The 20,142-nt window shown below is 60.8% G+C and carries 20 protein-coding genes; 7 read left to right on the top strand and 13 right to left on the bottom strand.

The annotated features are described in order from the left end of the window. Positions 1 to 23: 23 nt before the first annotated feature. Complete coding sequence (locus CAG25_RS19780) at positions 24 to 1,556, bottom strand: MFS transporter (RefSeq protein WP_085610578.1); 1,533 nt, start codon at positions 1,554 to 1,556, stop codon at positions 24 to 26. A 76-nt stretch (positions 1,557 to 1,632) separates the two neighbouring features. Beyond that, the gene (locus CAG25_RS19775; protein ID WP_085610579.1) at positions 1,633 to 2,463 is read right to left on the bottom strand and encodes an oxidoreductase; all 831 of its coding nucleotides are present in this window, start codon (positions 2,461 to 2,463) and stop codon (positions 1,633 to 1,635) included. Positions 2,464 to 2,593: 130 nt separating this feature from the next. On the opposite strand from CAG25_RS19775, the gene CAG25_RS19770 reads away from it, so the two are divergent. Next, positions 2,594 to 3,499 carry a LysR family transcriptional regulator gene (locus CAG25_RS19770; RefSeq protein ID WP_085610580.1) on the top strand — a complete coding sequence of 302 codons (906 nt, stop codon included), beginning with the start codon at positions 2,594 to 2,596 and terminating at the stop codon, positions 3,497 to 3,499. Positions 3,500 to 3,505: 6 nt separating this feature from the next. Here CAG25_RS19770 and CAG25_RS19765 read toward each other — a convergent pair whose 3' ends face one another. Both CAG25_RS19765 and CAG25_RS19760 read right to left on the bottom strand, forming a co-directional pair. Continuing rightward, on the bottom strand, positions 3,506 to 4,675 hold the full coding sequence (locus CAG25_RS19765) for a DUF1624 domain-containing protein (protein ID WP_085610581.1): 1,170 nt from the start codon (positions 4,673 to 4,675) through the stop codon (positions 3,506 to 3,508). 115 nt (positions 4,676 to 4,790) lie between these two features. After that, a complete protein-coding gene (locus CAG25_RS19760; RefSeq protein WP_085610582.1) occupies positions 4,791 to 7,820 on the bottom strand; it encodes an FAD-binding and (Fe-S)-binding domain-containing protein in 3,030 nt (1,009 codons plus the stop codon). A 159-nt stretch (positions 7,821 to 7,979) separates the two neighbouring features. Between CAG25_RS19760 and CAG25_RS19755 the strand changes: the two genes are divergently transcribed. Then, on the top strand, positions 7,980 to 8,864 hold the full coding sequence (locus CAG25_RS19755; protein WP_085610583.1) for a LysR substrate-binding domain-containing protein: 885 nt from the start codon (positions 7,980 to 7,982) through the stop codon (positions 8,862 to 8,864). A 47-nt stretch (positions 8,865 to 8,911) separates the two neighbouring features. Here CAG25_RS19755 and CAG25_RS19750 read toward each other — a convergent pair whose 3' ends face one another. Beyond that, a complete protein-coding gene (locus CAG25_RS19750; protein WP_085610584.1) occupies positions 8,912 to 10,186 on the bottom strand; it encodes a glucarate dehydratase family protein in 1,275 nt (424 codons plus the stop codon). A gap of 24 nt (positions 10,187 to 10,210) precedes the next feature. Beyond that, positions 10,211 to 11,578, bottom strand: coding sequence for an MFS transporter (locus tag CAG25_RS19745; RefSeq protein ID WP_085610585.1), 1,368 nt, complete (start codon positions 11,576 to 11,578; stop codon positions 10,211 to 10,213). A gap of 121 nt (positions 11,579 to 11,699) precedes the next feature. Between CAG25_RS19745 and CAG25_RS19740 the strand changes: the two genes are divergently transcribed. After that, the gene (locus tag CAG25_RS19740; RefSeq protein ID WP_064379392.1) at positions 11,700 to 12,599 is read left to right on the top strand and encodes a LysR substrate-binding domain-containing protein; all 900 of its coding nucleotides are present in this window, start codon (positions 11,700 to 11,702) and stop codon (positions 12,597 to 12,599) included. A gap of 142 nt (positions 12,600 to 12,741) precedes the next feature. Here the strand turns inward: CAG25_RS19740 and CAG25_RS19735 are convergent, their stop codons facing one another. Beyond that, positions 12,742 to 13,347: a DUF6338 family protein gene (locus CAG25_RS19735; RefSeq protein ID WP_085610586.1), complete on the bottom strand. Its 606-nt coding sequence runs from the start codon at positions 13,345 to 13,347 to the stop codon at positions 12,742 to 12,744. A gap of 240 nt (positions 13,348 to 13,587) precedes the next feature. On the opposite strand from CAG25_RS19735, the gene CAG25_RS19730 reads away from it, so the two are divergent. After that, the gene (locus CAG25_RS19730; RefSeq protein ID WP_085610587.1) at positions 13,588 to 13,866 is read left to right on the top strand and encodes a Rho-binding antiterminator; all 279 of its coding nucleotides are present in this window, start codon (positions 13,588 to 13,590) and stop codon (positions 13,864 to 13,866) included. A 54-nt stretch (positions 13,867 to 13,920) separates the two neighbouring features. On the opposite strand, the gene CAG25_RS19725 is transcribed toward CAG25_RS19730, so the two are convergent. Then, entirely contained in the window at positions 13,921 to 15,126 is a 1,206-nt protein-coding gene (locus CAG25_RS19725; protein ID WP_085610588.1) for an NAD(P)/FAD-dependent oxidoreductase, read from the bottom strand. Between the two features lie 337 nt (positions 15,127 to 15,463). Here CAG25_RS19725 and CAG25_RS19720 point away from each other — a divergent pair, with 337 nt between their 5' ends. Beyond that, positions 15,464 to 16,012 (top strand): Rrf2 family transcriptional regulator, encoded by a 549-nt coding sequence (locus CAG25_RS19720; RefSeq protein ID WP_085610589.1) that lies wholly within the window; start codon positions 15,464 to 15,466, stop codon positions 16,010 to 16,012. A 64-nt stretch (positions 16,013 to 16,076) separates the two neighbouring features. Here CAG25_RS19720 and CAG25_RS19715 read toward each other — a convergent pair whose 3' ends face one another. Then, positions 16,077 to 16,412 carry a hypothetical protein gene (locus CAG25_RS19715; RefSeq protein ID WP_041475321.1) on the bottom strand — a complete coding sequence of 112 codons (336 nt, stop codon included), beginning with the start codon at positions 16,410 to 16,412 and terminating at the stop codon, positions 16,077 to 16,079. Between the two features lie 176 nt (positions 16,413 to 16,588). Between CAG25_RS19715 and CAG25_RS19710 the strand changes: the two genes are divergently transcribed. Further along, positions 16,589 to 16,828, top strand: a complete 240-nt coding sequence (locus CAG25_RS19710) for a hypothetical protein (protein WP_007950501.1) — start codon at positions 16,589 to 16,591, stop codon at positions 16,826 to 16,828. Between the two features lie 59 nt (positions 16,829 to 16,887). Here CAG25_RS19710 and CAG25_RS19705 read toward each other — a convergent pair whose 3' ends face one another. Beyond that, a complete protein-coding gene (locus CAG25_RS19705) occupies positions 16,888 to 17,076 on the bottom strand; it encodes a DUF2188 domain-containing protein (protein WP_085602946.1) in 189 nt (62 codons plus the stop codon). 197 nt (positions 17,077 to 17,273) lie between these two features. On the opposite strand from CAG25_RS19705, the gene CAG25_RS19700 reads away from it, so the two are divergent. Beyond that, positions 17,274 to 17,636, top strand: coding sequence for an NUDIX hydrolase (locus tag CAG25_RS19700; RefSeq protein WP_085602944.1), 363 nt, complete (start codon positions 17,274 to 17,276; stop codon positions 17,634 to 17,636). A gap of 3 nt (positions 17,637 to 17,639) precedes the next feature. Here the strand turns inward: CAG25_RS19700 and CAG25_RS19695 are convergent, their stop codons facing one another. The 3 genes from CAG25_RS19695 to CAG25_RS19685 all read right to left on the bottom strand — a co-directional run bounded on the left by CAG25_RS19695 (position 17,640) and on the right by CAG25_RS19685 (position 19,987). Beyond that, on the bottom strand, positions 17,640 to 17,882 hold the full coding sequence (locus CAG25_RS19695; RefSeq protein WP_011334667.1) for a DUF1652 domain-containing protein: 243 nt from the start codon (positions 17,880 to 17,882) through the stop codon (positions 17,640 to 17,642). Positions 17,883 to 18,005: 123 nt separating this feature from the next. Continuing rightward, complete coding sequence (locus tag CAG25_RS19690) at positions 18,006 to 18,905, bottom strand: polysaccharide deacetylase family protein (protein WP_085610590.1); 900 nt, start codon at positions 18,903 to 18,905, stop codon at positions 18,006 to 18,008. 134 nt (positions 18,906 to 19,039) lie between these two features. Then, positions 19,040 to 19,987, bottom strand: coding sequence for an ABC transporter substrate-binding protein (locus tag CAG25_RS19685; RefSeq protein WP_064597360.1), 948 nt, complete (start codon positions 19,985 to 19,987; stop codon positions 19,040 to 19,042). Between the last annotated feature and the right edge of the window lie 155 nt (positions 19,988 to 20,142).

Below are 20,142 nucleotides of genomic sequence, written 5' to 3'. Positions count from 1 at the left end.
TTTGCGCTTCCGGGCTTTTTCATTTATGCCGCAGCCTGTTGGAGTTCCGACACCGTCCGATCTTTGCTTAATAGCCCCAGCACCACAGCCGCCGACACCAGGGTGATGATCGTCAGGATGTGCAGCAGATACTGGAACGCCGAGGCGTAACCCTGCACCAGCCGTTCGTTAGCCAACCCCGGAACTGTGTTGATCGCATGGGCCATGTCACCGGTGGTTACCCGGTGCGCGGTCTGCGCAATCAGCGCGGCGTCTGCACCGCTGGCCACTGACTGCAGATCGGTATGCAGCAGCGAGGCAAGAATCGCCGCCACGCTCGCCAGTGCAATCCCTTCACCCGCCACCCGTACCGTGTTGAAAATCCCGGCCGCCATGCCGGCGCGCTCTTTCGGCACCACGCTGACCGACAGTCCATCCATCAAGCCCCACGGCAGACCCGCGCCGATCCCGATCAACACCATCGGCACCACCAGCGCGAATTTCGGCTCGCCGACGTTGTACAGGCTCAGCCAGTGCAGCCCCACGGCGGCAATCAGGAAGCCCACGCCCGACAGGATGCCGGCCGAGACAAACCGGGTCATGGACGCCGCCAGCATCGGCACCACCAGCATCGGCGCCGACAGCGCCAGCAACAGCAGACCGGCATCGATTTCACTCAAGCCTTCGACGCCGATAAACCGCAGCGGCAGCATGACCACCAGCACGATGTAGCAATAGCAGGTGCCGATCGGCAGCATCTGCACGCCGACGAAGCGCGGAAAGCGGAACAGCGTCAGATCGAGCATTGGACGTTTGACGCGCATTTCGATGAAGACGAACAGCGCCAGCAACAACGCCGAAGCACCCAACAGACCGACCACTAACGGACTGCCCCAACCGCTTTCGGGCGCCTGGATCACACCGAACGTGAACAGCGCCAGCATCGAGCTGAACGTCACGGTACCCGGCCAGTCGAGACCGCTGGCGTCGGGGTCGCGGGTTTCACGCATGCGCGGCAGGCCGAAGACCATCGCGATCACACCAATCAGCGCGGTAAACACAAAGATCGCGCGCCAGTTGAACGCCTCGATCAACGCCCCGGCCACCAACGGGCCGAACGCGAGACCGATACCAAACGTGGTGCCGAGCATGCTGTACGCACGGGTGCGCGCATGACCTTCGAACTCCTGCGCCAACGCCGCCGAACCGCTGGCCAGCGCCGCCGCACCGGCCACGCCCTGAATCGCCCGAAGCACATCCAGCCAGAACACCGAAGGCGCCAGGCTCTGGGCAATCGACGCTGCGGTGAACAACAGTATGCCGGCGGTGAACAGGCGCTTGCGTCCATAGACATCGGCCAACGCCCCCGCCGCCATCAGCAGACTGCCGAACGACAACATGAACGCATTGGTGATCCAGGTCAGCGCCACCGGGCTGCCGCCCAGGTCACGGCCAATGGCCGGCGTCGCCACCGCGCCACCGGTAAAACTTAACGGAAGGACCAGCGCCGACAGGCAAATGGCCGCGAGGATCAGCAGCTTGTCGCGCGCGCCAGTGTGTTGGGAGACGTTTGTCATGATTTCATCCAATGAAAAGAAAATCAGGCTGCGATCAATAGAGCGCAGCCTGCGATAGCTTCAACGAGGGGCTAGGTCAGTCCTTGAAATCCGTGGACAGCGCCAGCTCATTCCACTCGGCCAACTCCTGTGCCACCAAGCGGTTCTTCGCTTCGATCCGCGCAATCGTGTCGCTGCCCAGCGCCAGCCGCTGCGGCGGGTTCGGTGCGTTGACCAGCGCCAGCATCGCTTCGGCAAACTTCAGCGGATCGCCCGGTTGCGCATGGTTGGCGGCTTCGGCAAAGGTGCGCATCTTGCCAACGGTTTCGTCGTAGTCCGGCAGCACCAGCGCGGTCTTGAGCAGCGACTGCTCGTCGAGGAAGTCGGTGCGGAAGAAGCCCGGTTCGACCACCGTGGCATGAATGCCCAGCGGCGCCAGTTCCTGATGCAGCGCTTCGCTGATGCCTTCCACTGCGAACTTGGTCGAGCCGTAGACACCCCAGCCCACGTAGGCCTGATAACCGCCAATCGACGAGATGTTGATGACCCGTCCGCTGCGCTGGGCGCGCATGTGTGGCAGCACGGCACGGGTGACGTTGAGCAGGCCGAACACGTTGGTCGCGAACAGGCGCTCGGTTTCGCTGGCGCTGGTTTCTTCGACGGCGCCCAACACGCCAAAGCCGGCATTGTTGATCAGCACGTCGATGCGGCCGAAGCGCTTGATGCCCTGCGCCACCGCTTGATGGGCTTCCTCTTCACGGGTGACGTCCAGCCGCACCGCCAGCAGGTTCGGGTGATCGCCGAGGCGGTCGGTGATGTCTTGCGGGTTGCGGGCGGTGGCAATCACCGCGTCACCGGCACGCAGGGCCTGTTCGGCGATAAGGATGCCAAAACCACGGGAAGCTCCGGTAATCAGCCAAGTACGCATATCAACTCCTCCTGTCGGTGACCCTGGCGAGATTACCGGGCCTTCTTGATGAGTTGAGTCGACTTTAAAGCCGTGCTACTGATGTGATAATCCCAGCAAATTTTCATGACTTTGTGAAAGGTGCTCACAAATGAAAAACCCGTCCACGGCGGATCTGTCGATCTTTCTCTGCATCGCCCAGCACCTGAATTTCAGCCGTGCGGCGGTGGATCTGGGCCTGACACCGTCCGCGCTGAGCCATTCATTGCGCACTCTGGAAAATCGCCTGGGCGTGCGTCTGTTCAATCGCACCACTCGCAGTGTGGCGCTGACCGAAGCGGGCGAGCGGTTATATGCGCGGCTGAAACCGGCGTTTCGCGACATCGACGACGCGCTCGAAGACCTCAATCACTTTCGCGACAAACCTTCCGGCAACCTGCGCATCACTGCGGGGCGTCAGGCCTGCGAACTGGTGTTGCTGCCGATTGCCGGGGCGTTCCTGCAGGCCTACCCGGACATCCGCCTGGAAGTGGTCGAAAGCGATGCGCTGCTGGATATCGTCGCCGCCGGTTTTGATGCCGGGGTGCGGTTCGGCAATCGGCTGGAGGCGGACATGGTGTCGCTGCCGATCGGCCCGACCTTGCGCTCGGTGGTGGTCGCTTCACCGGCGTTTCTGGAACGGCACGCCGCGCCGCAAAAACCGGAGGATCTGCACACCCTGCCCTGCATCCGTCACCGCTTTCCCAGCGGCGCGCTGTATCGCTGGGAATTCGAACGCGGTGGCATCGATCAGGAAATCGAAGTCAACGGCCCGCTGACCCTGGGCGATGTCAGCCTGATGGTCGGCCCGGCGTTGCAAGGTCTGGGATTGGCCTATGTGTTCGAAGACATGGTCAGCGAGCACCTCGCGGCCGGGCGTCTGGTGCAGGTCTTGGCGGACTGGTGCCCGTACTATCCGGGTCTGCACCTGTATTACCCGAGCCGGCGCCATGTGCCGGCGCCGCTCAAGGCGTTTATCGACTTCGCCCGCCATGCCCGCGATGGCAAAACGGGCTGAGCCGTTTTACAGATACTTCAACCAGGCGATGTCGCGACGCCGGGCCTTCAATGCCGAGAACCAGCGCACGGCCGGGAACAGCGCGACCGCCAGCACCATCGCCGCCAGCCACACCGCCGTCACCGACGAGAAACCGAAATACGTGCCCTGATTGAGCCCGAACAGCGCCACGCCAATCAGGTACAGCACCTTCAGCGCATACAGGTGCAGCAGGTAAAAAAACATCGGTGCCGAACCGAACACCGTCAGCCAGCGAATCCAGCGTCGATCCTGTGCGCGTTCGAACACCAGCAACAGCAACAGTCCGACACTCACCGTCAATGTGATGAACAACAGCGACGGCGGGTATTTGGTGATGTTGAAAAAGCTCATCAGGGTTTGCACACCGCTGTCACCGAAGGCCCAGGGTTTCTCGCCGTAACCGTTGACCAGCCGCAGGACCACGAACCCCAGCAGCCCGGCGATGCCACCGATCAACAAGCGGCGCTGACGCACGGCTGCATCGGCGGCGCGAGCGAACCACGGCCCCAGCGCGTAACCCAACCCGATCACGCCGATCCACGGCAACAACGGGTACGAGGTGCGCAGACGCAAGGTCTCGCCCGCCTCGATCCAGCCGCGATCATGCAGGATCGCCCACGGTACGTGCAGCGCCGACTCCGCTGCGAAGTGCAGTCCGTCGAGCAGATTGTGCCCGGCGATGATCGCCAGGCTCAGCGTCAACAACAGCCAGCGTGGCAGCCAGACCAGCAGCGACAGCGCGATCATGCTCAGGCCGATCGCCCAGATCACTTGCAGGTAGATCACGGTCGGTGGCAGCTGGAACGTCCAGGCGAAATTCACCAGCGTGAATTCCAGCAGCACCAGAAACAGTCCACGCTTGAACAGGAAGGCACTGACGTCAGACTTGCCGTCGTACTTCTCGCCGAACAGCCACGCCGACAACCCGGTCAGCAGCACGAACACCGGCGCGCACAGATGCGCCAGGGTACGGCTGAAGAACAGCGCCGGCTCGGTGCTGGCGATGTCCATCGGGTCGCTGACCTGACGATGCAGCAGAAAGGTTTCGCGCACGTGGTCCAGCAACATGAACAGAATCACCAGGCCACGCAGCGCATCAATGGACAGCAACCGGCCAGTGGCCGAGGGGGCAGAACGGGGAACCGCAATCGTCATGGAAGTATCGCAATCGAAAGGTTGATCAATGCGGCCGCCCGAAAGCGGCCGTAAAATTTTCGTTACCTTATAACATGAAAAACCGATCCAATCGCTAGCGGTTCTCAAACGGCGATCACGCGGTGCGCAGGGTTTCCAGCACAACCTGCAACGGATGGCGCAACTGTCGATCGGCCTGGCGCTTGACCTGACTGCGGCAGGAATACCCGGTGGCCAATGCTTCGCCCTTCTCCACCGGCGCCTCGATCTGTTTCGCCCAGGATTGCTCGTAGATCACCGCCGAGGTCTCGCGATTACGCGCTTCGTGCCCGTAAGTGCCGGACATGCCGCAGCAACCGGTGGCCTGGGTCGCGAGCTTCAGGCCGACACGCTCGAACACCTGCTCCCATTGCCGAGTGGCGGCCGGAGCGTTGGTTTTTTCGGTGCAGTGCGCCAGCAGGCGGAAGGTTTCATCGCGGCGCTTTCCGATTTGCTCCGGCATGACCTTGAGCAGCCACTCCTGCACCAGCGCCACCTCCGGGCATTTCTCCATTCCCGGTACTTTCAGATATTCCTGGCGATACACCAGAGTCATGGCCGGGTCGAGCCCTACCAACGACACACCAACCTCGGCCAGCGCGCGCAATTGCCCGGCATTGCGCAACGCCGCGCGGTTGAACGCCGAGAGAAAACCCTGCACATGCAGCGGCTTGCCGTTGGCACTGAACGGTGCCAGGTAGACCTGATAGCCGAGACGCGAAATCAGCTCGATCAGATCCGCCAGCAACGGCGCCTCGAAATACCGGGTGAAGGCGTCCTGCACCAGCACCACGCTGCGTTCGCGCTGGGCTGCAGTCAGCGCCGACAACACCTCGACCGATGCCGGCTGAACCTGCCAGCGACGCATCGCCGCGTGGAAATCGAAACGGCTGAGCAATGGCACATCGACCATGCCGCCAAGACGCTCGATCAAGCGACGGCTGAACGAGGCGCCCATCAAGCCGTTGTAGAGCAACGGAATCCGCGCCATGTACGGAATCGTGTACTCCAGCGAAGCAATCAGATAATCCCGCGCCGGCCGCAGATAACGGGTGTGATACAGCTCCAGGAAACGCGAGCGGAAGTCCGGCACGTTGACCTTCACCGGGCACTGCCCCGCGCAGGACTTGCACGCCAGGCAGCCGGCCATGGCGTCGTACACCTCGTGGGAGAAGTCCTGTTCCTGCGCACGGCTGTTACGCCAGCGCTGCAGCAACGTGCTGAAAAATGGCGGAAGGCGACTGGCATCGGCCAACACGTCGACCCCCGCCTCGCCCTGCAACCGCAGCCATTCGCGAATCAGCGAGGCGCGGCCCTTGGGCGATTGCGCACGCTGGCGGGTGGCTTTCCACGACGGGCACATGGCGTCGTCGGGATCGAAGTTGTAGCAGGCGCCGTTGCCGTTGCAGTGCATCGCTGCGCCGTAGTCCTGCCAGACTTTCTCGTCGATCTGCCGATCCAGTTCGCCGCGCAGGGTCACTTCATCGATCTTCAGCAATGCCGCGCCGGGAATATTCGGTGTGGCGATCTTGCCCGGATTGAACTGGTTGAACGGATCGAACGCCGCCTTCAGGGCCTGCAGCGCCGGGTACAAGTCGCCGAAGAAGGCCGGCGCATATTCCGAGCGCAGGCCCTTGCCGTGTTCGCCCCACAGCAGGCCGCCGTAACGCTGGGTCAGCGCGGCGACGCCGTCCGAAACGGGACGCACCAGTGCGGCTTGCTGTGGGTCTTTCATGTCGAGAATCGGCCGTACGTGCAGCACGCCGGCATCGACGTGACCAAACATGCCGTACTGCAATTGGTGGCTGTCGAGCAGGTCGCGCAACTCGGCGATGTACTCGGCCAGGTGTTGTGGCGGCACGGCGGTGTCTTCGACGAACGGCTGCGGCCGCGCTTCACCGGCGACGTTGCCGAGCAGGCCCACCGCGCGTTTGCGCATGCCGTAGACGCGATTCACCGCCGCATGTCCGACGGCCAGCGTATGCCCCAGGCGCTCGACCGTGGCGTCGTTGCCCAAGTGCTGGACGAAGGCTTCGACCCGGCGCTGCAGCTCCTCGGGATCGTCGCCGCAGAACTCCACCAGGTTGATCCCCAGCGTCGGCCGCTCGGCGCTTTCCGGAAAGTACTCGGCGACGCCGTGCCAGACGATGTCCTGCATCGCCAGCAACAGCACTTTGGAGTCGACGGTTTCAATCGACAGCGGCTTGAGCGCCATCAGCGCACGGGCATCGCGCAAGGCATCCATGAAGCCGGCGTAGCGTATGTTCACCAGCATCGTGTGCTTGGGAATCGGCAACACGTTGAGTTTGGCCTCGACCACAAACCCCAGCGAACCCTCGGCGCCGCACAGCACGCTGTTGAGGTTGAAACGGTTGTCGGCCTCGCGCAGGTGCGCCAGGTCGTAGCCGGTCAGGCAGCGATTGAGATCGGGGAAGGTTTCCCGGATCAGCTCGCCCTGCTCATCGATGATCTGCCGCGCACAGCGATACACCTCACCGGCCCGGCCCTCGCGGGCGCACTCCGCTGTCAGCTCGCTTTCTTCCAGCGGGCGACCGTGCAAGCGCTCGCCACCGCGCAGGACCATGTGCAGTTCCAGCACGTGGTCGCGGGTCTTGCCGTAGGTGCAACTGCCCTGGCCGCTGGCGTCGGTGTTGATCATACCGCCGACAGTAGCGCGGTTAGAGGTCGACAGTTCCGGGGCGAAAAACAGCCCGGCGGATTTCAGCGCCGCGTTCAATTGATCTTTCACCACACCTGCCTGCACCCGCACCCAACGCTGTTCAACGTTGATTTCGAGAATGCGGTTCATGTGCCGCGACAGGTCGACGACGATACCGTCGGTCAATGACTGGCCGTTGGTGCCGGTGCCGCCACCGCGAGGGGTGATCACCACTTTCTGGTAGGCCGGTTCGGCGATCAGACGGGCCAGCAGCGCCACGTCGTCGGCGTCACGCGGGAATACTGCTGCTTGCGGCAAGCGCTGATAGATCGAGTTGTCGGTGGCCAGCACCACGCGGCTGGCGTAGTCGGCACTGATTTCGCCGCGAAAACCGCTGGTTTCAAGGGCTTTGAGAAACTGTTGGTAGTCAGTGTTCAACGTGGTGGAAGGCGACAGCTGAGCAATCATCGGAAGTGCAATCTCGGTCAAAAACGGGCCGTGTGGCGGTGAACAGTTGTGCGCAATGAATGATTGCGTCACGCTCCCGCCATCTCATAGGCCTTATGTTCATTGCAGACCGATGTCGGGACAACCGTAAAATCGACCCGCAATCCATGACTAAAACGAATGAATCCGCGAACCCTTACTCCCTCGATGTCGTTGCTGCTGGCGTTTGAAGCCGCTGCACGCCATGAAAGCTACACCCGCGCCGCTCACGAACTGTCGCTGACTCAGAGTGCGGTCAGCCGTCAGGTGCAAATCCTGGAAAAGATGCTCGGCATGCGCCTGTTCAGCCGCGAAGGCCGGCGAGTGATCCTCACTGACGTCGGGCGCATGTATCAGCGCGAACTGTCCGAAGCCCTCGGCCAGATCCGCAGTGCGACGTTGCAGGCCATGGCGTTTGGTTCGGGAATCCACAGCCTGCGCCTGGCGACCTTGCCGACCTTCGGCTCGAAATGGCTGCTGCCGCGCTTGAAGGATTTCTACACCGCGCACCCAGGCATGACCGTGCACCTGCATTCACGCATCGAGACGATCGACTTCGACACCAGCGAAATCGACGCGGCGATTTGCGTCGGTGGCGGGGACTGGCCGGGGCTGACTGCCCACCGCCTGCACACCGAGGAACTGGTGGTGATCGCCAGTGCGCAGCTGACCGATGCCGAACGCCGTGCGGCCGACAAGGATATCGCCGGGCAATTGCTGCTCAACGTCAGCAGCAATGCTCAGGCCTGGTCCGAGTGGTTCAGTCATCACGCCCTGCCCCATCGCAGCATGCGCATCGGCCCGAGTTTCGAGATGACCTCGCACCTGATCCAGGCGGTGCGCGCCAATATCGGCATCGGACTGGTGCCGAGGATTCTGGTCGAAGATGAATTGCACAACGGCGAGCTGCTGCAACTGGGCCAACCGATCAGCAGCCGGCGCAGCTATTACCTGGTGTACCCGGCGCGCAATGAGTCGCTGGCGTCGCTGAAGGCGTTTCGCGACTGGTTGATGCGTACGCTCTGAATCTCTACATCGCCAGATCAATTGCCATCGCGAGCAGCCCCGTGAACTCAGAACCGCGGCTTCACCGCTTTCCAGTCCGGTTTATAGCGCTGCATCTGCCGCACATCATCACGCTGGCGAATGCCGCAAGTCAGGTACTGGTCATGCAGCTTGCCCAGTTGATCGTGATCCAGTTCCAGCCCCAGACCCGGTGCACGAGTAACCTTCACGCAGCCATCGACAATCGGCAGCTTGCCGCCCTTGATCACTTCTTCATCCGGTTCCTGCCACGGGTAATGGGTGTCGCAGGCGTAGTCCAGATTCGTTACGGCAGCCGCTACGTGAGCCATCGCCATCAGGCTGATGCCCAGGTGTGAATTGGAATGCATCGACACGCCGAGGCCGAAGGTGTCGCACATTTTCGTCAGGGTCTGGGTGTCGCGCAGGCCGCCCCAGTAATGGTGATCGGCGAGGACAATCTGCACGCTGTTCAGCGCAACGCTGCGGCGGAACTCATCGAAATCGGTGACCACCATGTTCGTCGCCAGCGGCAGCCCGGTGCGTTTGTGCAGTTCGGCCATCCCTTCGAGGCCCGGGGTCGGGTCTTCGTAATACTGCAGATCATCGCCCAGCAACTCGGCCATGCGGATCGAGGTTTCCAGCGACCAGTTGCCGTTGGGATCGATGCGCAGCGGATAACCGGGAAAGGCCTTTTTCAGCGCCTTGATGCACGCCACTTCGTGTTCCGGCGGCAGCGTGCCGGCCTTGAGCTTGATGCTCTTGAAACCATACGCCTCGATCATCCGCGCGGCCTGGGCGACGATCTGCTGCTCGTTCAGCGCCTCGCCCCAGTTGTCCGGCTTGTACGGTGAATCGACGTGTTGCGCGTACTTGAAAAACAGATAGGCGCTGAACGGTACTTCATCGCGCACCGCACCGCCCAGCAGATCCACCAGCGGCACATTCAAGTAGCGGGCCTGCAAATCGAGGAACGCCACTTCAAACGCCGAATACGCGTTGCTCACCGCTTTACTGGCATGGGAACCAGGGGCGAGTTCAGCACCGGCCAGACTGGCCGGTTTGTTGGCAGCGACCGTCGCTTGGACAATCCGACGCAGCTGATTGAGGTTGAACGGATCGAGGCCGATCAACTGCGATTGCAACTGTTGCTGGATCGCCAGTGCCGGGGCATCCCCATAGCTTTCGCCGAGGCCGATGTAGCCGTTGTCGCTTTCGATCTCGATGATCGAGCGCAGGGCGAACGGTTCGTGGATGCCACTGGCGTTGAGCAGCGGCGGATCACGGAAGGCAATCGGAGTGACGGTTACGCGAGTGATTTTCAAAATGACGCTCCTGTTGAGTCGGAATCAGTGGCTCGCCACCGGATTGGCCGTCGGCGCGACGGCGGTTTCGGGTTCAGGCTTTGCCGGGGTTTTGCCTTTGGCGCCGGGCGCCATGCGGGCAAAGAAGATCACCACTGCTGCCACCAGCGAAGTTGCGGCCAGGCCATACAGGCCGCCTTCTATGGAGCCGGTGGTCTGTTCCAGGAAACCGAACGCGGTCGGCGCAACGAAGCCACCCAGATTGCCGATGGAGTTGATCAGCGCGATCACCGCCGCCGCGATGCGCGCATCCAGATAGCTTTGCGGAATCGGCCAGAACAGTGCCGAAGCCGCCTTGAAACCGATGGCCGCAAAACAGATCGCGACGAAGGCGAAAATCGGCCCGCCGGTGGTGGACATGAACATGCCGAACGCGGCGATCACCAGGGTCAGCGCGACCCACGCCTGTTGGAATTTCCACTTGCCGGCCAGCGCCGCAAAGCTGTACATCGCAACGATGGAAATGATCCACGGCACGGAGTTGAGCAACCCGACCTGGAAGTCGCCGAGATTGCCCATCTTCTTGATCATGCTCGGCAGCCAGAAAGTGGCGCCGTAGATGGTCAGGGCGATGGAGAAGTAGATGAAACAGAACAGCGCGATCTGCCGGTCCGCCAACAGTTTGAACATCGATGGTCTGGCGACGTGAGTTGCTTCGCGGGCGCGCTGCTCTTCAGCGATTGCCGTCACCAGCGCTTCACGCTCCTCCTCGCTCAGCCACTTGGCCTGACGCGGATGGGATTGCAGCCAGAACCAGACAAACCCGCAGAGCACTACCGACGCGGCACCTTCGATCAGGAACATCCACTGCCAGCCGTGCAGGCCCAGACCGCTGATGTGCAACAGCGCGCCGGACACCGGACCGGAAATTACCGAAGCGATTGCCGAGCCGCTGAGAAACACCGCCATGGTCTTGCCGCGCTCAGAGGCCGGCAGCCATTGGGTGAAGTAATAAATGATCCCCGGGAAGAACCCGGCCTCGGCAGCGCCCAGAATGAAGCGCAGCACATAGAAACTGGTTTCACCCTTGACGAACGCCATGGCCATCGCGGCGGCGCCCCAAGTGAACATGATCCGTGTCAGCCAGGCGCGGGCGCCGTAGCGTTGCAGGAGCATGTTGGATGGCACTTCAAACAAGGCGTAACCGATGAAAAACAGACCGGCACCAAGGCCATAGGCAGCAGCGCCGATACCCAGATCGGTTTCCAGATGACTGCGCACAAAACCGATGTTGACCCGGTCGATGTAGTTGACGATGAACATCACCACGAACAGCGGCAGCACATGGCGCTTGACCTTGGCGGCGGCGCGGGCGAGTACCGTGATGTCCGGCGGACTCTGGAGGGTATTCAAGGGGCGACTCCCGATCTTTGTTTTTGTAGGGATGGCCTGCTCAGGCGTAGAGCGATCATGGACGGGGTGATTGATCCCGTCTAATCTAACTTGGCATTCGATTGATACCTGGATTAGATCAATGTTCGAGCTGACCCAACTGCGCTGCTTCACCACCGTCGCCACCGAACTCAACTTCCGGCGTGCCGCCGAGCGGCTGAACATGACCCAGCCGCCACTGAGCCGGCAGATCCAGTTACTGGAACATCACCTGGGCGTCGAACTGTTTACCCGCAGCACACGCAGCGTGGCGCTCACCGCTGCCGGCCGCGCATTCTTCATCGAGGCGCAGAACCTGCTCGAGCGCGCCCAGCAAGCCGCCGTCACCGCCCGGCGTTTTGCCGAGGGCGATATCGGTTCGGTGAACATCAGTTTTGTCGGCAGCGCGGTTTATGAATTCCTGCCCAAGGTCATCGCCGAGGCGCGCCTCAAGCAGCCGCAGGTGAAGATCGACCTGACTGAAATGAACACCTACCAGCAACACGAAGCCCTGCGCGCTCGACGCATTGACCTGGGGATCGTCCGCGCGCCGTTGCTGGAACCGGGCTACGCGACCGAGTGCCTGGTGCGCGAGCCGTTTGTGCTGGCGGTGCCGAGCGGCCATCGACTGGCCGAGGCAGACGATGTGTCAGTGAAGGATCTGGACGGGCAGCCGTTCCTGATGTATTCCCACGCAGCCTATCCGCCGTTCAACGAATTGCTCACCGGCATGCTGCGTTCGGCCCGGGTCGCCCCGGATTACGTGCAATGGCTTGGGTCTTCGCTGACGATTCTGGCGCTGGTCAACGCAGGCATGGGCCTGGCGCTGGTGCCGCGTTGCGCGACCAGTGTGGTGTTCAGGAATGTGGTGTTTCGCGAGATCGATCTGGGCGAAGGGGTGCAGAGCGAGCTGCATCTGATCTGGCGGGAGAACAACGACAACCCGGCGTTTGCGATGTTGCTGGAGGGCATTCGCCGGGCGGTGAAGGATGGATGGGGTTAGGATTGGGCATGCGGTGATGGGGGATACTTCAGCGGTGGTGGTGCCTTTGAAGCCTGAATCGGTGGATTCTCCAATCGCTTACCGTCTGGCCCATAAACCAGGTGTCTGAGATGCTCCGGCATAGGTCGTCGTGCTCTAGCAGTCATGTTGAACCCTCTGATGTCGGGTTGAACTCAACCCATTTAACCTTTGCGGAATCTATCAGCAAAAACTCCGCGCCCAAAGGCGACTTGGTGCCATCTTCATTGAGCCAGTACGGAGATCCCATCAAGAATTGCCCGGTGCTGGATTCGGGAGGCCATTCGACCGGCCAGCCTAGAACGCGCCTTTCGTCGTTCAAATGCAGGGTGATGAATTGATCATTTTGCGCAAACGCGCTGAACCATTCACTCGGATAGGAAGATTGTTTCGTTACGTTTCTACTGCGTAACCACCCATGCAATCGGTCATTGGTTGCCAGACAGCAAGCCATCAACCCAAGCAACAACGAAGCAGAAAATGCCCAGCACGCTTCAGCCTTCGCATCCCACTTCCCTACAGAAAACCCCTTCTCCCCCACCCACACACAAACCGCTCCAACCCCCAGCACCATCCCGTGAATCACAAACGTGAAAATCAGCGCCTGCACAATCTGGCCGAACGTATCCGGCCCCTTGAAGGCCGTCAGGGTGTAGAAAATCCAGGTCGAGACAAACCCCGGAATCAGGTACTGCAACAGCGGAATCACTTCTTTCACCAGATCATCCATGATCGGTCGCTCCTTGAATCAAAAACAATCCTCCAGAAACAGCAATGCCGGCCCGTAACGGGCCGGCATTCAAAGCCTAGTGCTCGCGGGAAAAACGCCCGCAATCAACTGTCACCGCGCATTACACATCCCGCAGAATCTGATCAGCACCGTTCCCTGCCGCCATCAGCACCGCCGCATGAAGGTTGATGCACGAGCCGGATCGTTTCATCATCGCGCAAGGTTTCGAGGAGTAACGCCATGACCCGTTATCAGCCGTTGAACTGTGATCTGCACGACTACCTGGAAATAGCCTGCCTGCGCGGCTATCAGCTGGACATTGAGTTGGTCGACGGTCAGCGTCTGATGGCCCGGGCCGTGACCACGCGAACCAGCAGTGACAAGGAAGAGTTCCTGGTGATCGAGCAACAAGCCGCGCGACAGGAAATTCGCCTCGACCAGTTGCTCGCGATCACACCTCAGGAGGCCAACGCCGAGTTCGGTCGAGTGATCCTTGCCGGAGGAGTTTGCGGAATCTGAACAAAAAAATCCCGCCCGGCATCAACCGGGCGAGATTTTCTGTGACACGCCGTTTTACGCGACGACAGGGATCATCGGATCCGCAGCCGCCAGCGCGATGGCACGGTCAGCCACCGGCGGGTAGATCCACTGGGTGTTGATCTGGGTCTTGAGCGACTTGCCCTCCTCCTTGACCAGTTTTACCTGACGATCCCAGCCTTCGCTGTACACCGCGCCCCAGGCGCCGAGGTCGAGGCAGGTCACGTATTTCGGCTGGCTGTACGGCGTCGGGTCGACCCCCAGAATCTGCGCCGCAACGTTGTTGCCGGCGTGACGACCGAGGGAAATCGCGTGTTGACAGGTCATCAGGGCGAAGTTGCCGATATCGTCGGTGGCCGCGTAAGCCACGTCGCCGGTGGCGAAGATGTCGTCTTGGCCGATGACTTTCAAATGGGTATCAACGTGCAGCCGACCTTGGCGATCGCGCTCGGCAGGAATCTGCTCGGTCAGGGAGCTGGCGCGTACACCGGTGGTCCAGACCACGGTTTTTGCCTCGATGCGCTGGCCGTCCGACAGGGTCACGCCGTTTTCATCGACCGACAGCACCGACACACCCAGTCGCCATTCGACGCCCAACTCTTCGCTCGCTTCGGCAATCGACACGCTGATCGCTTCGCCCATGGCAGCGCCGACTTTCTGCCCACGGTCAACGATGATCACTTGGATGTTGGCATCATCGCCCAGCACGGCTCGCAGACGCGCCGGCATTTCCGTGGCGGTTTCGATACCGGTGAAACCACCGCCGGCGACGACCACAGTATTACGCGCCTGGCTTTCAGGCTGGTCGATCAGGGATTTCAGATGATGTTCCAGGCGGATGGCGGCTTCGATCTGGTCGACGTCAAACGCATACTGCGCCACGCCCGGGGTGTCCGGCAGGGCCAGGCCGCTGCCGGCGGCCAGCACCAGTTTGTCGTAGTTGAACACCTGTTGCGTACCGGCTGCGTCGGTGTAGCCCACGGTTTTCGCCTGTACGTCGATGGTGTTCGCCGCGCCTTTGATGAAGTTGACGCCAACCGCATCGAACAGATCGCCCAGCGGCGCGGCCAGCGTGTGGGCGTTCGGCTCGTAGAAACGCGGACGAACGCGCAGCTCGGCCTGCGGCGCCAGTACGGTGACGTCGATGTTGTCCCGATTGTGAATGTCGACCAGACGCGTGGCGCTCAATGCCGTCCACATGCCACCGAAACCTGCGCCGATTACCAGAATGTGCTGTTTCATTGTTCTCTCCAGGCACGAAGCCAAGTCACTGAATGAGGTTGAAGGATTCACATCATCGGGAGCGGACTCGGTTGTATTTTTCAAGAACGCGGAAGGCTGCTCACCTGACAACGGCGACTGTATTGGTCGCCTTTGAATCCGAAAAGTCAGATTTTGTGATGATTAGCATCGAAAACTTCGATAGCTCAGATCGAACGTAGCCACCTCCCTTAACTCATTGATTTAGCTAAAAACCAATAAATCCGGGATCCTCATAGCCAAACACTCAAGGCGCTCCCGATTTGTTTGCCACGAACAACCCTGATAACATCGGCGACAAATACAGTCGGAGATAGTTATGTCGCTTTACAGTGCGGGGGTCGAGTACGGCATTCACTGCCTGGCCTTTCTGGTAGGCAGCGGCGGTGACCGTCGTGAAGCCAGCGTGCGCGATCTGGCAGAGCTGCAAGGGGTGCCGCTGGATTATCTGGCGAAGATCTTCACCAAACTGGCCAAAGGCAAACTGGTGGAATCCACCGGCGGTGTGCGCGGCGGCTTTACCCTGGCGCGTCCGGCGGATGAAATCACCCTGCTCGACATCGTCAATGCCATCGATGGTCGCAAGAACATTTTCGAGTGCCGGGAGATACGCGGACGTTGCGCACTGTTCGACGGCTCCCCGCCGGACTGGGCGCTGGACGGCACCTGCTCGATTCACGCCGCGATGATGACCGCGCAAAAGCGCATGGAAGAAGCCCTCGCCCAGCAGACCATCCTCGACATCGCCAGAAAGGTCGGGCGCAAGGCACCGGCAGGGTTCAACAGCCAGGTGGAAGACTGGATGCAGGATCGCCGGGAAAAGAAGACCGGTGGCGCCGGCATTCCGCTCACCGACATCTCGGACTGAGCCCGATCAGCAGGCAAAAAAAAGCAGAAACCGATCTCCGGTTTCTGCTTTTTTTATTTCGCCATTACAGGCAGTCGCGCACCGCTTTGCGCAACGACCCGGACTTCGCCCACGGCGGCCCCTGGTACAGGGAAACGCGGCTGCCGTCCTTGTACTTGACCACATCGAGAATCTCGTCGGCGGTGACGATGCTCGGCGCGGTGATCCGGTAGCCATTGGAAATCGCTGTCTGGGACGTCTTGGCAACGTCCTGCTGCCATAGCGGCAATACACACGCGGCGTAGTCCTTGGGAGTCTTGTCGCTGGTCTTGCTGACATTCGGCTCGCCCGGCACCAGTGACGCAGGCAACGAACAACCGGCCAATGCCGCCATCAGCATCCCTCCGATCAACATCCGCATAGTGATTCCTTCATCTGAAAAAACGCAAATGTACCCTGTAACTGTTCGGACATCCATCGTAGCGCTCTGCCGGTACTCCCCGAAAACCGGGCCATTCAGCTCACCGACAGAAGACCATGCCCCACACCGGAAAAATGCGGCTACTCTGTTTTACCGAGAATGTTCCGGAGGTGATCATGCGGCTCAATGAATACGAACACGAACTTCAGCGTGACCTGCAAAGCGTGGCATCGGACCTGAGATGGTCGGCGGTGGACCTCAAGCGCATCGCCGAGCAACTGCGTCAGTCGGGCAACGAGGCGGACGCCCAGGCGGTACTGCGATCCTGCGAAGTGCTGCAAAGCGATGAAGAACGCCTGCAACTGTATGCCCGCGAAGTGAAAGCCCGCGCCATCAGCCGAACCAAAGTCCACTGAACCTCACTCAGCCCACAGCAAAAAGCCCCGGACAACCGGGGCTTTTTCTTCACAGACCTTCAGTCTGTCTTGCGGCCGCGTGCGCGGCTTTTGTACCCCGGCAGCGCAGCGGCATACGCCAGCGCTTCCTCGCGACTGGCAAACGATGCGAGCCGGTCACCCTGCGTGCAGACCCGCCACGGGCCGTTGTTCACGCTGAGTACGTCGTAGCCATTCATGTGCATTTTGTTCAGCATCGCCATGCTCATAGGCACCTCCTGTCTGCTGACGAACTTTTCCACCTTACACCCGCAACGCGCTGCCGTGCCGACCGGACGTCGCACCGTGGCCGCGTCAAGTCTCCGGCACTTTTGCCGCTTCCAGGCACTCAGAAGCTCTAAACCGGTAGCGGCCCAAATATTGCTAATTCATGACAGATTTATGACAACCGGCAATCGGGTAACACATGAAAGTACGAGCAACCGTCATCTGCGAGCAGGATCGACACATTCTCCTGGTGCGCAAACCCAGGTGCCGCTGGACGCTTCCGGGGGGCACCGTCGAACCGGGAGAAACCCGCGCGCAAGCCGCCGTCCGAGAACTCAAAGAGGAAACCGGGCTGGACAGCGATGACATGCTTTATCTGATGGAATTGCAGAACGGCAGCACCCGCCACCACGTCTACGAGGCATCGGTGCTGAACATCGATCAGGTTCGCCCGCTGAATGAAATCGTCGACTGTCTCTGGCACCCGCTCGATGCGGTGCAGAATCTGAACGTCAGTGACGCCACGCTGAGCATCGTCCGCGCCTTTCAGCGACGCCTTTGACCCTCAGCCGGCAAACGCCCGGCGTCCGGCGCTCATTTCCGTGCGCAATTCACCGATGAAATTGGAGATGTCACGAATAGTGACCAGATGTTCAGGAGAAACACCATTGAGCAGCAACTCGACACGCCCGCTGTCGGGTTCGTAAACCTTGATCTGCAAGAGGCCTTGCGCCGTTTCGGTGCAGTCGCAATACAACGGCGAAAAGCCGGATTCGACGATGCGGCAAATATCGGCAATGGCAATCATGGTGGGCACGCCTCACAGGCGTTGGCTCGGGCGACCCGATGAGCATAGATGAGCTTTCACTGCCCCGCCCCTGCCGCCCAGTGTAAAAATTGCCAACCGCTTCACAACTTCAAATCGCGGCTCTCAATGGGCGTCATGGTCCCAGATCCAGTTCCATATTCCCGGCAGATTCACCGGTTTCGACGACTCGCGCACCGTGCGCGCCAGCGCAGCCTTTTCCAGCGCCGCGCGATCGTCATAGAACGGTTTGCCTGCCAGTCGCACGCCGGTGGCGGCGGCACTGTCGAGCAGTATCTGCAAGTACTCGCGGGTGTGACGGGCGGTGTAGCGGTTGAGGTCATGGAAGGTCACTACCACCGGAATCACTCCGTCCACCGTTGGCAATTCGCCGAGGGCAATCCGTTCGCGGACCTCCGACAGTTGTCGCAGCATGTTCGCCCGCCGCCGGGGGCTGGCGTTGAAGCCCCAGATCTTGCCGTCGTTGGCGCTCAGGTCGGTCAGCAACACTTGCATATGGTGCTGTTGATAGGCGGCGAAGGTACGTTTGTCGTAGTTCCAGAACGGCGGACGCAATAACGTCGGCGGCGCGCCGGTGATCGCCGCGATGTCTGCCGAGCCGTTGGTCAGCGAAGTTTCGAGCTCATCCGGGTCGAGCAATCGATGATTGGTGTGCCAATGGGTGGCGGTGTGAAAGCCCAGAATGTGCCCTTCGTCATACTCGCGGCGCATGACTCGCCGACCGATCTCGCTGTTGCCCGCTCGGGGTGCGCGGGTCTGGACGAAAAACACCGCTTTGATCCCCGGTTGCAGCGGGTTGTCCTTGAGGCTGTCGAGCACGGTGTCGGTAGGATTGAAAAGACTCGAAGCGCTGGGGCCGTCATCGAAGGTCAACAGAAAGCGCACAGGCGCCTGCTCTTTGAGCCGGGCTTCGGTCTGCGCGGACATTTCGATGGGAGCGGCGATGCATCCGGCCAACCCGACGACCATCGCCATCGCGCAGAAAAGCTTGAACCACTGTGTCATGTTTTGCCTTGAGCCCGACCGTTGCGGTCATGTTGTCGATTGGCAAAACTCCTTCGCCGCTGCTGCCTCCCTGCGACCCATTGAGATGGGCCGAGGTTGGATAAAGATACACAGGGTTTGGTTCCGGCGCTCGCTCAGCGTGCCAGTGCCTGTTGAAACGAGCCGTCGATGATCCCCGCCGTGGCCAGCGGAGCCGGTAGCGCCTTGACCTTGAACAGAAAATCGGCGGTGCTTTGCAGGTCAGCGGCGGCCTGCTGATCCACCGGGCCGACCGTCATGTGCGCCTGGCGCAACCAGTGCCGCGAAACCTGTTGATCGAGGTTGGCCTTCTTCGCCCACAGGTCGGCGTACTCGTCGGTGTGACTGTCAACCCAGGCCCGGGCCTGCTTCAGGCGCCCAAGGAAATCGGCGATCGCTTCACGCTTGCTGTCGATGGACGGCGCAGACGCGGCGATGGCGCTCAAGCCCGGCATCAGGTTTTTCGCGGTGAGAATCGGCCGGGCGCCGGAGAACACGATCTGCTGGGAAATATACGGCTCCCACACCGGGAACGCGTCGATGCTGCCTTGCGGTAGCGCGGCCGCCGCATCGATCGGCATCAGTTTGACGAAGTCGACGTAATTCTCCGGCAAACCACCCTGCTCCAGTGCGCGAAGAGTCAGCTGCTGACTCCAGGCGCCCGGCCAGTAGGCGACTTTCTTGCCCTTCAGATCCTCGATGGTTTTCACCGGAGAATCCTTGGGCACCAACAGGGCGATGGTATCCGGATTCTGTCGCGACACACCGATCAGCTTCACCGGCGCTTGTTTAGCGGCCAGAAACAGAAAACCCGAATCCCCCAGGAAACCCAGATCCAGCGACCCGGTCTGCAACGCTTCGGCCAACGGCGCGGCAGCCTGGAAGTGTTTCCAGTCAACCGTGTAAGGCGCGTCCTTCAACACGCCGGACGCTTCTATCGAAGCGCGGATGTTGTAGTAATTCTGGTCGCCGACGTGCAGTACCAAGGGTTCGGCAGCGTAGGTCAATGGCGTGGCAAACAGTGCGCTGGTCAACGCGGCGCGTAGGAAACGTGAGAGCTTCATGGCGAGTCCTGCAGAGGGATTTTTATAGACCATAACGCTCTTACAAATCAGATTTGAAATTCGATTAACGCATAAGCTCAGCACCTTCCCTCCGCACTGTTGGCCGAGCAACAGTGGCTCGTCAGAGTGTTTTCCCTGCAACACTTCAAACCTGC

It is taken from the genome of Pseudomonas sp. B16(2017) (assembly GCF_002113205.1).
Taxonomy (GTDB): domain Bacteria; phylum Pseudomonadota; class Gammaproteobacteria; order Pseudomonadales; family Pseudomonadaceae; genus Aquipseudomonas; species Aquipseudomonas pharyngis.
Note: the sequence above shows the minus strand (reverse complement) of the source record. Positions and strands in the feature narration are given on the sequence as shown.

Coding starts and splice junctions, on each gene's coding strand:
- CAG25_RS19780 (WP_085610578.1), bottom strand. CDS start 1,556: ATGACAAACGTCTCCCAACACACTGGCGCGCGCGACAAGCTGCTGATC.
- CAG25_RS19775 (WP_085610579.1), bottom strand. CDS start 2,463: ATGCGTACTTGGCTGATTACCGGAGCTTCCCGTGGTTTTGGCATCCTT.
- CAG25_RS19770 (WP_085610580.1), top strand. CDS start 2,594: ATGAAAAACCCGTCCACGGCGGATCTGTCGATCTTTCTCTGCATCGCC.
- CAG25_RS19765 (WP_085610581.1), bottom strand. CDS start 4,675: ATGACGATTGCGGTTCCCCGTTCTGCCCCCTCGGCCACTGGCCGGTTG.
- CAG25_RS19760 (WP_085610582.1), bottom strand. CDS start 7,820: ATGATTGCTCAGCTGTCGCCTTCCACCACGTTGAACACTGACTACCAA.
- CAG25_RS19755 (WP_085610583.1), top strand. CDS start 7,980: ATGAATCCGCGAACCCTTACTCCCTCGATGTCGTTGCTGCTGGCGTTT.
- CAG25_RS19740 (WP_064379392.1), top strand. CDS start 11,700: ATGTTCGAGCTGACCCAACTGCGCTGCTTCACCACCGTCGCCACCGAA.
- CAG25_RS19735 (WP_085610586.1), bottom strand. CDS start 13,347: ATGGATGATCTGGTGAAAGAAGTGATTCCGCTGTTGCAGTACCTGATT.
- CAG25_RS19730 (WP_085610587.1), top strand. CDS start 13,588: ATGACCCGTTATCAGCCGTTGAACTGTGATCTGCACGACTACCTGGAA.
- CAG25_RS19725 (WP_085610588.1), bottom strand. CDS start 15,126: ATGAAACAGCACATTCTGGTAATCGGCGCAGGTTTCGGTGGCATGTGG.
- CAG25_RS19720 (WP_085610589.1), top strand. CDS start 15,464: ATGTCGCTTTACAGTGCGGGGGTCGAGTACGGCATTCACTGCCTGGCC.
- CAG25_RS19715 (WP_041475321.1), bottom strand. CDS start 16,412: ATGCGGATGTTGATCGGAGGGATGCTGATGGCGGCATTGGCCGGTTGT.
- CAG25_RS19710 (WP_007950501.1), top strand. CDS start 16,589: ATGCGGCTCAATGAATACGAACACGAACTTCAGCGTGACCTGCAAAGC.
- CAG25_RS19705 (WP_085602946.1), bottom strand. CDS start 17,076: ATGAGCATGGCGATGCTGAACAAAATGCACATGAATGGCTACGACGTA.
- CAG25_RS19700 (WP_085602944.1), top strand. CDS start 17,274: ATGAAAGTACGAGCAACCGTCATCTGCGAGCAGGATCGACACATTCTC.
- CAG25_RS19695 (WP_011334667.1), bottom strand. CDS start 17,882: ATGATTGCCATTGCCGATATTTGCCGCATCGTCGAATCCGGCTTTTCG.
- CAG25_RS19690 (WP_085610590.1), bottom strand. CDS start 18,905: ATGACACAGTGGTTCAAGCTTTTCTGCGCGATGGCGATGGTCGTCGGG.
- CAG25_RS19685 (WP_064597360.1), bottom strand. CDS start 19,987: ATGAAGCTCTCACGTTTCCTACGCGCCGCGTTGACCAGCGCACTGTTT.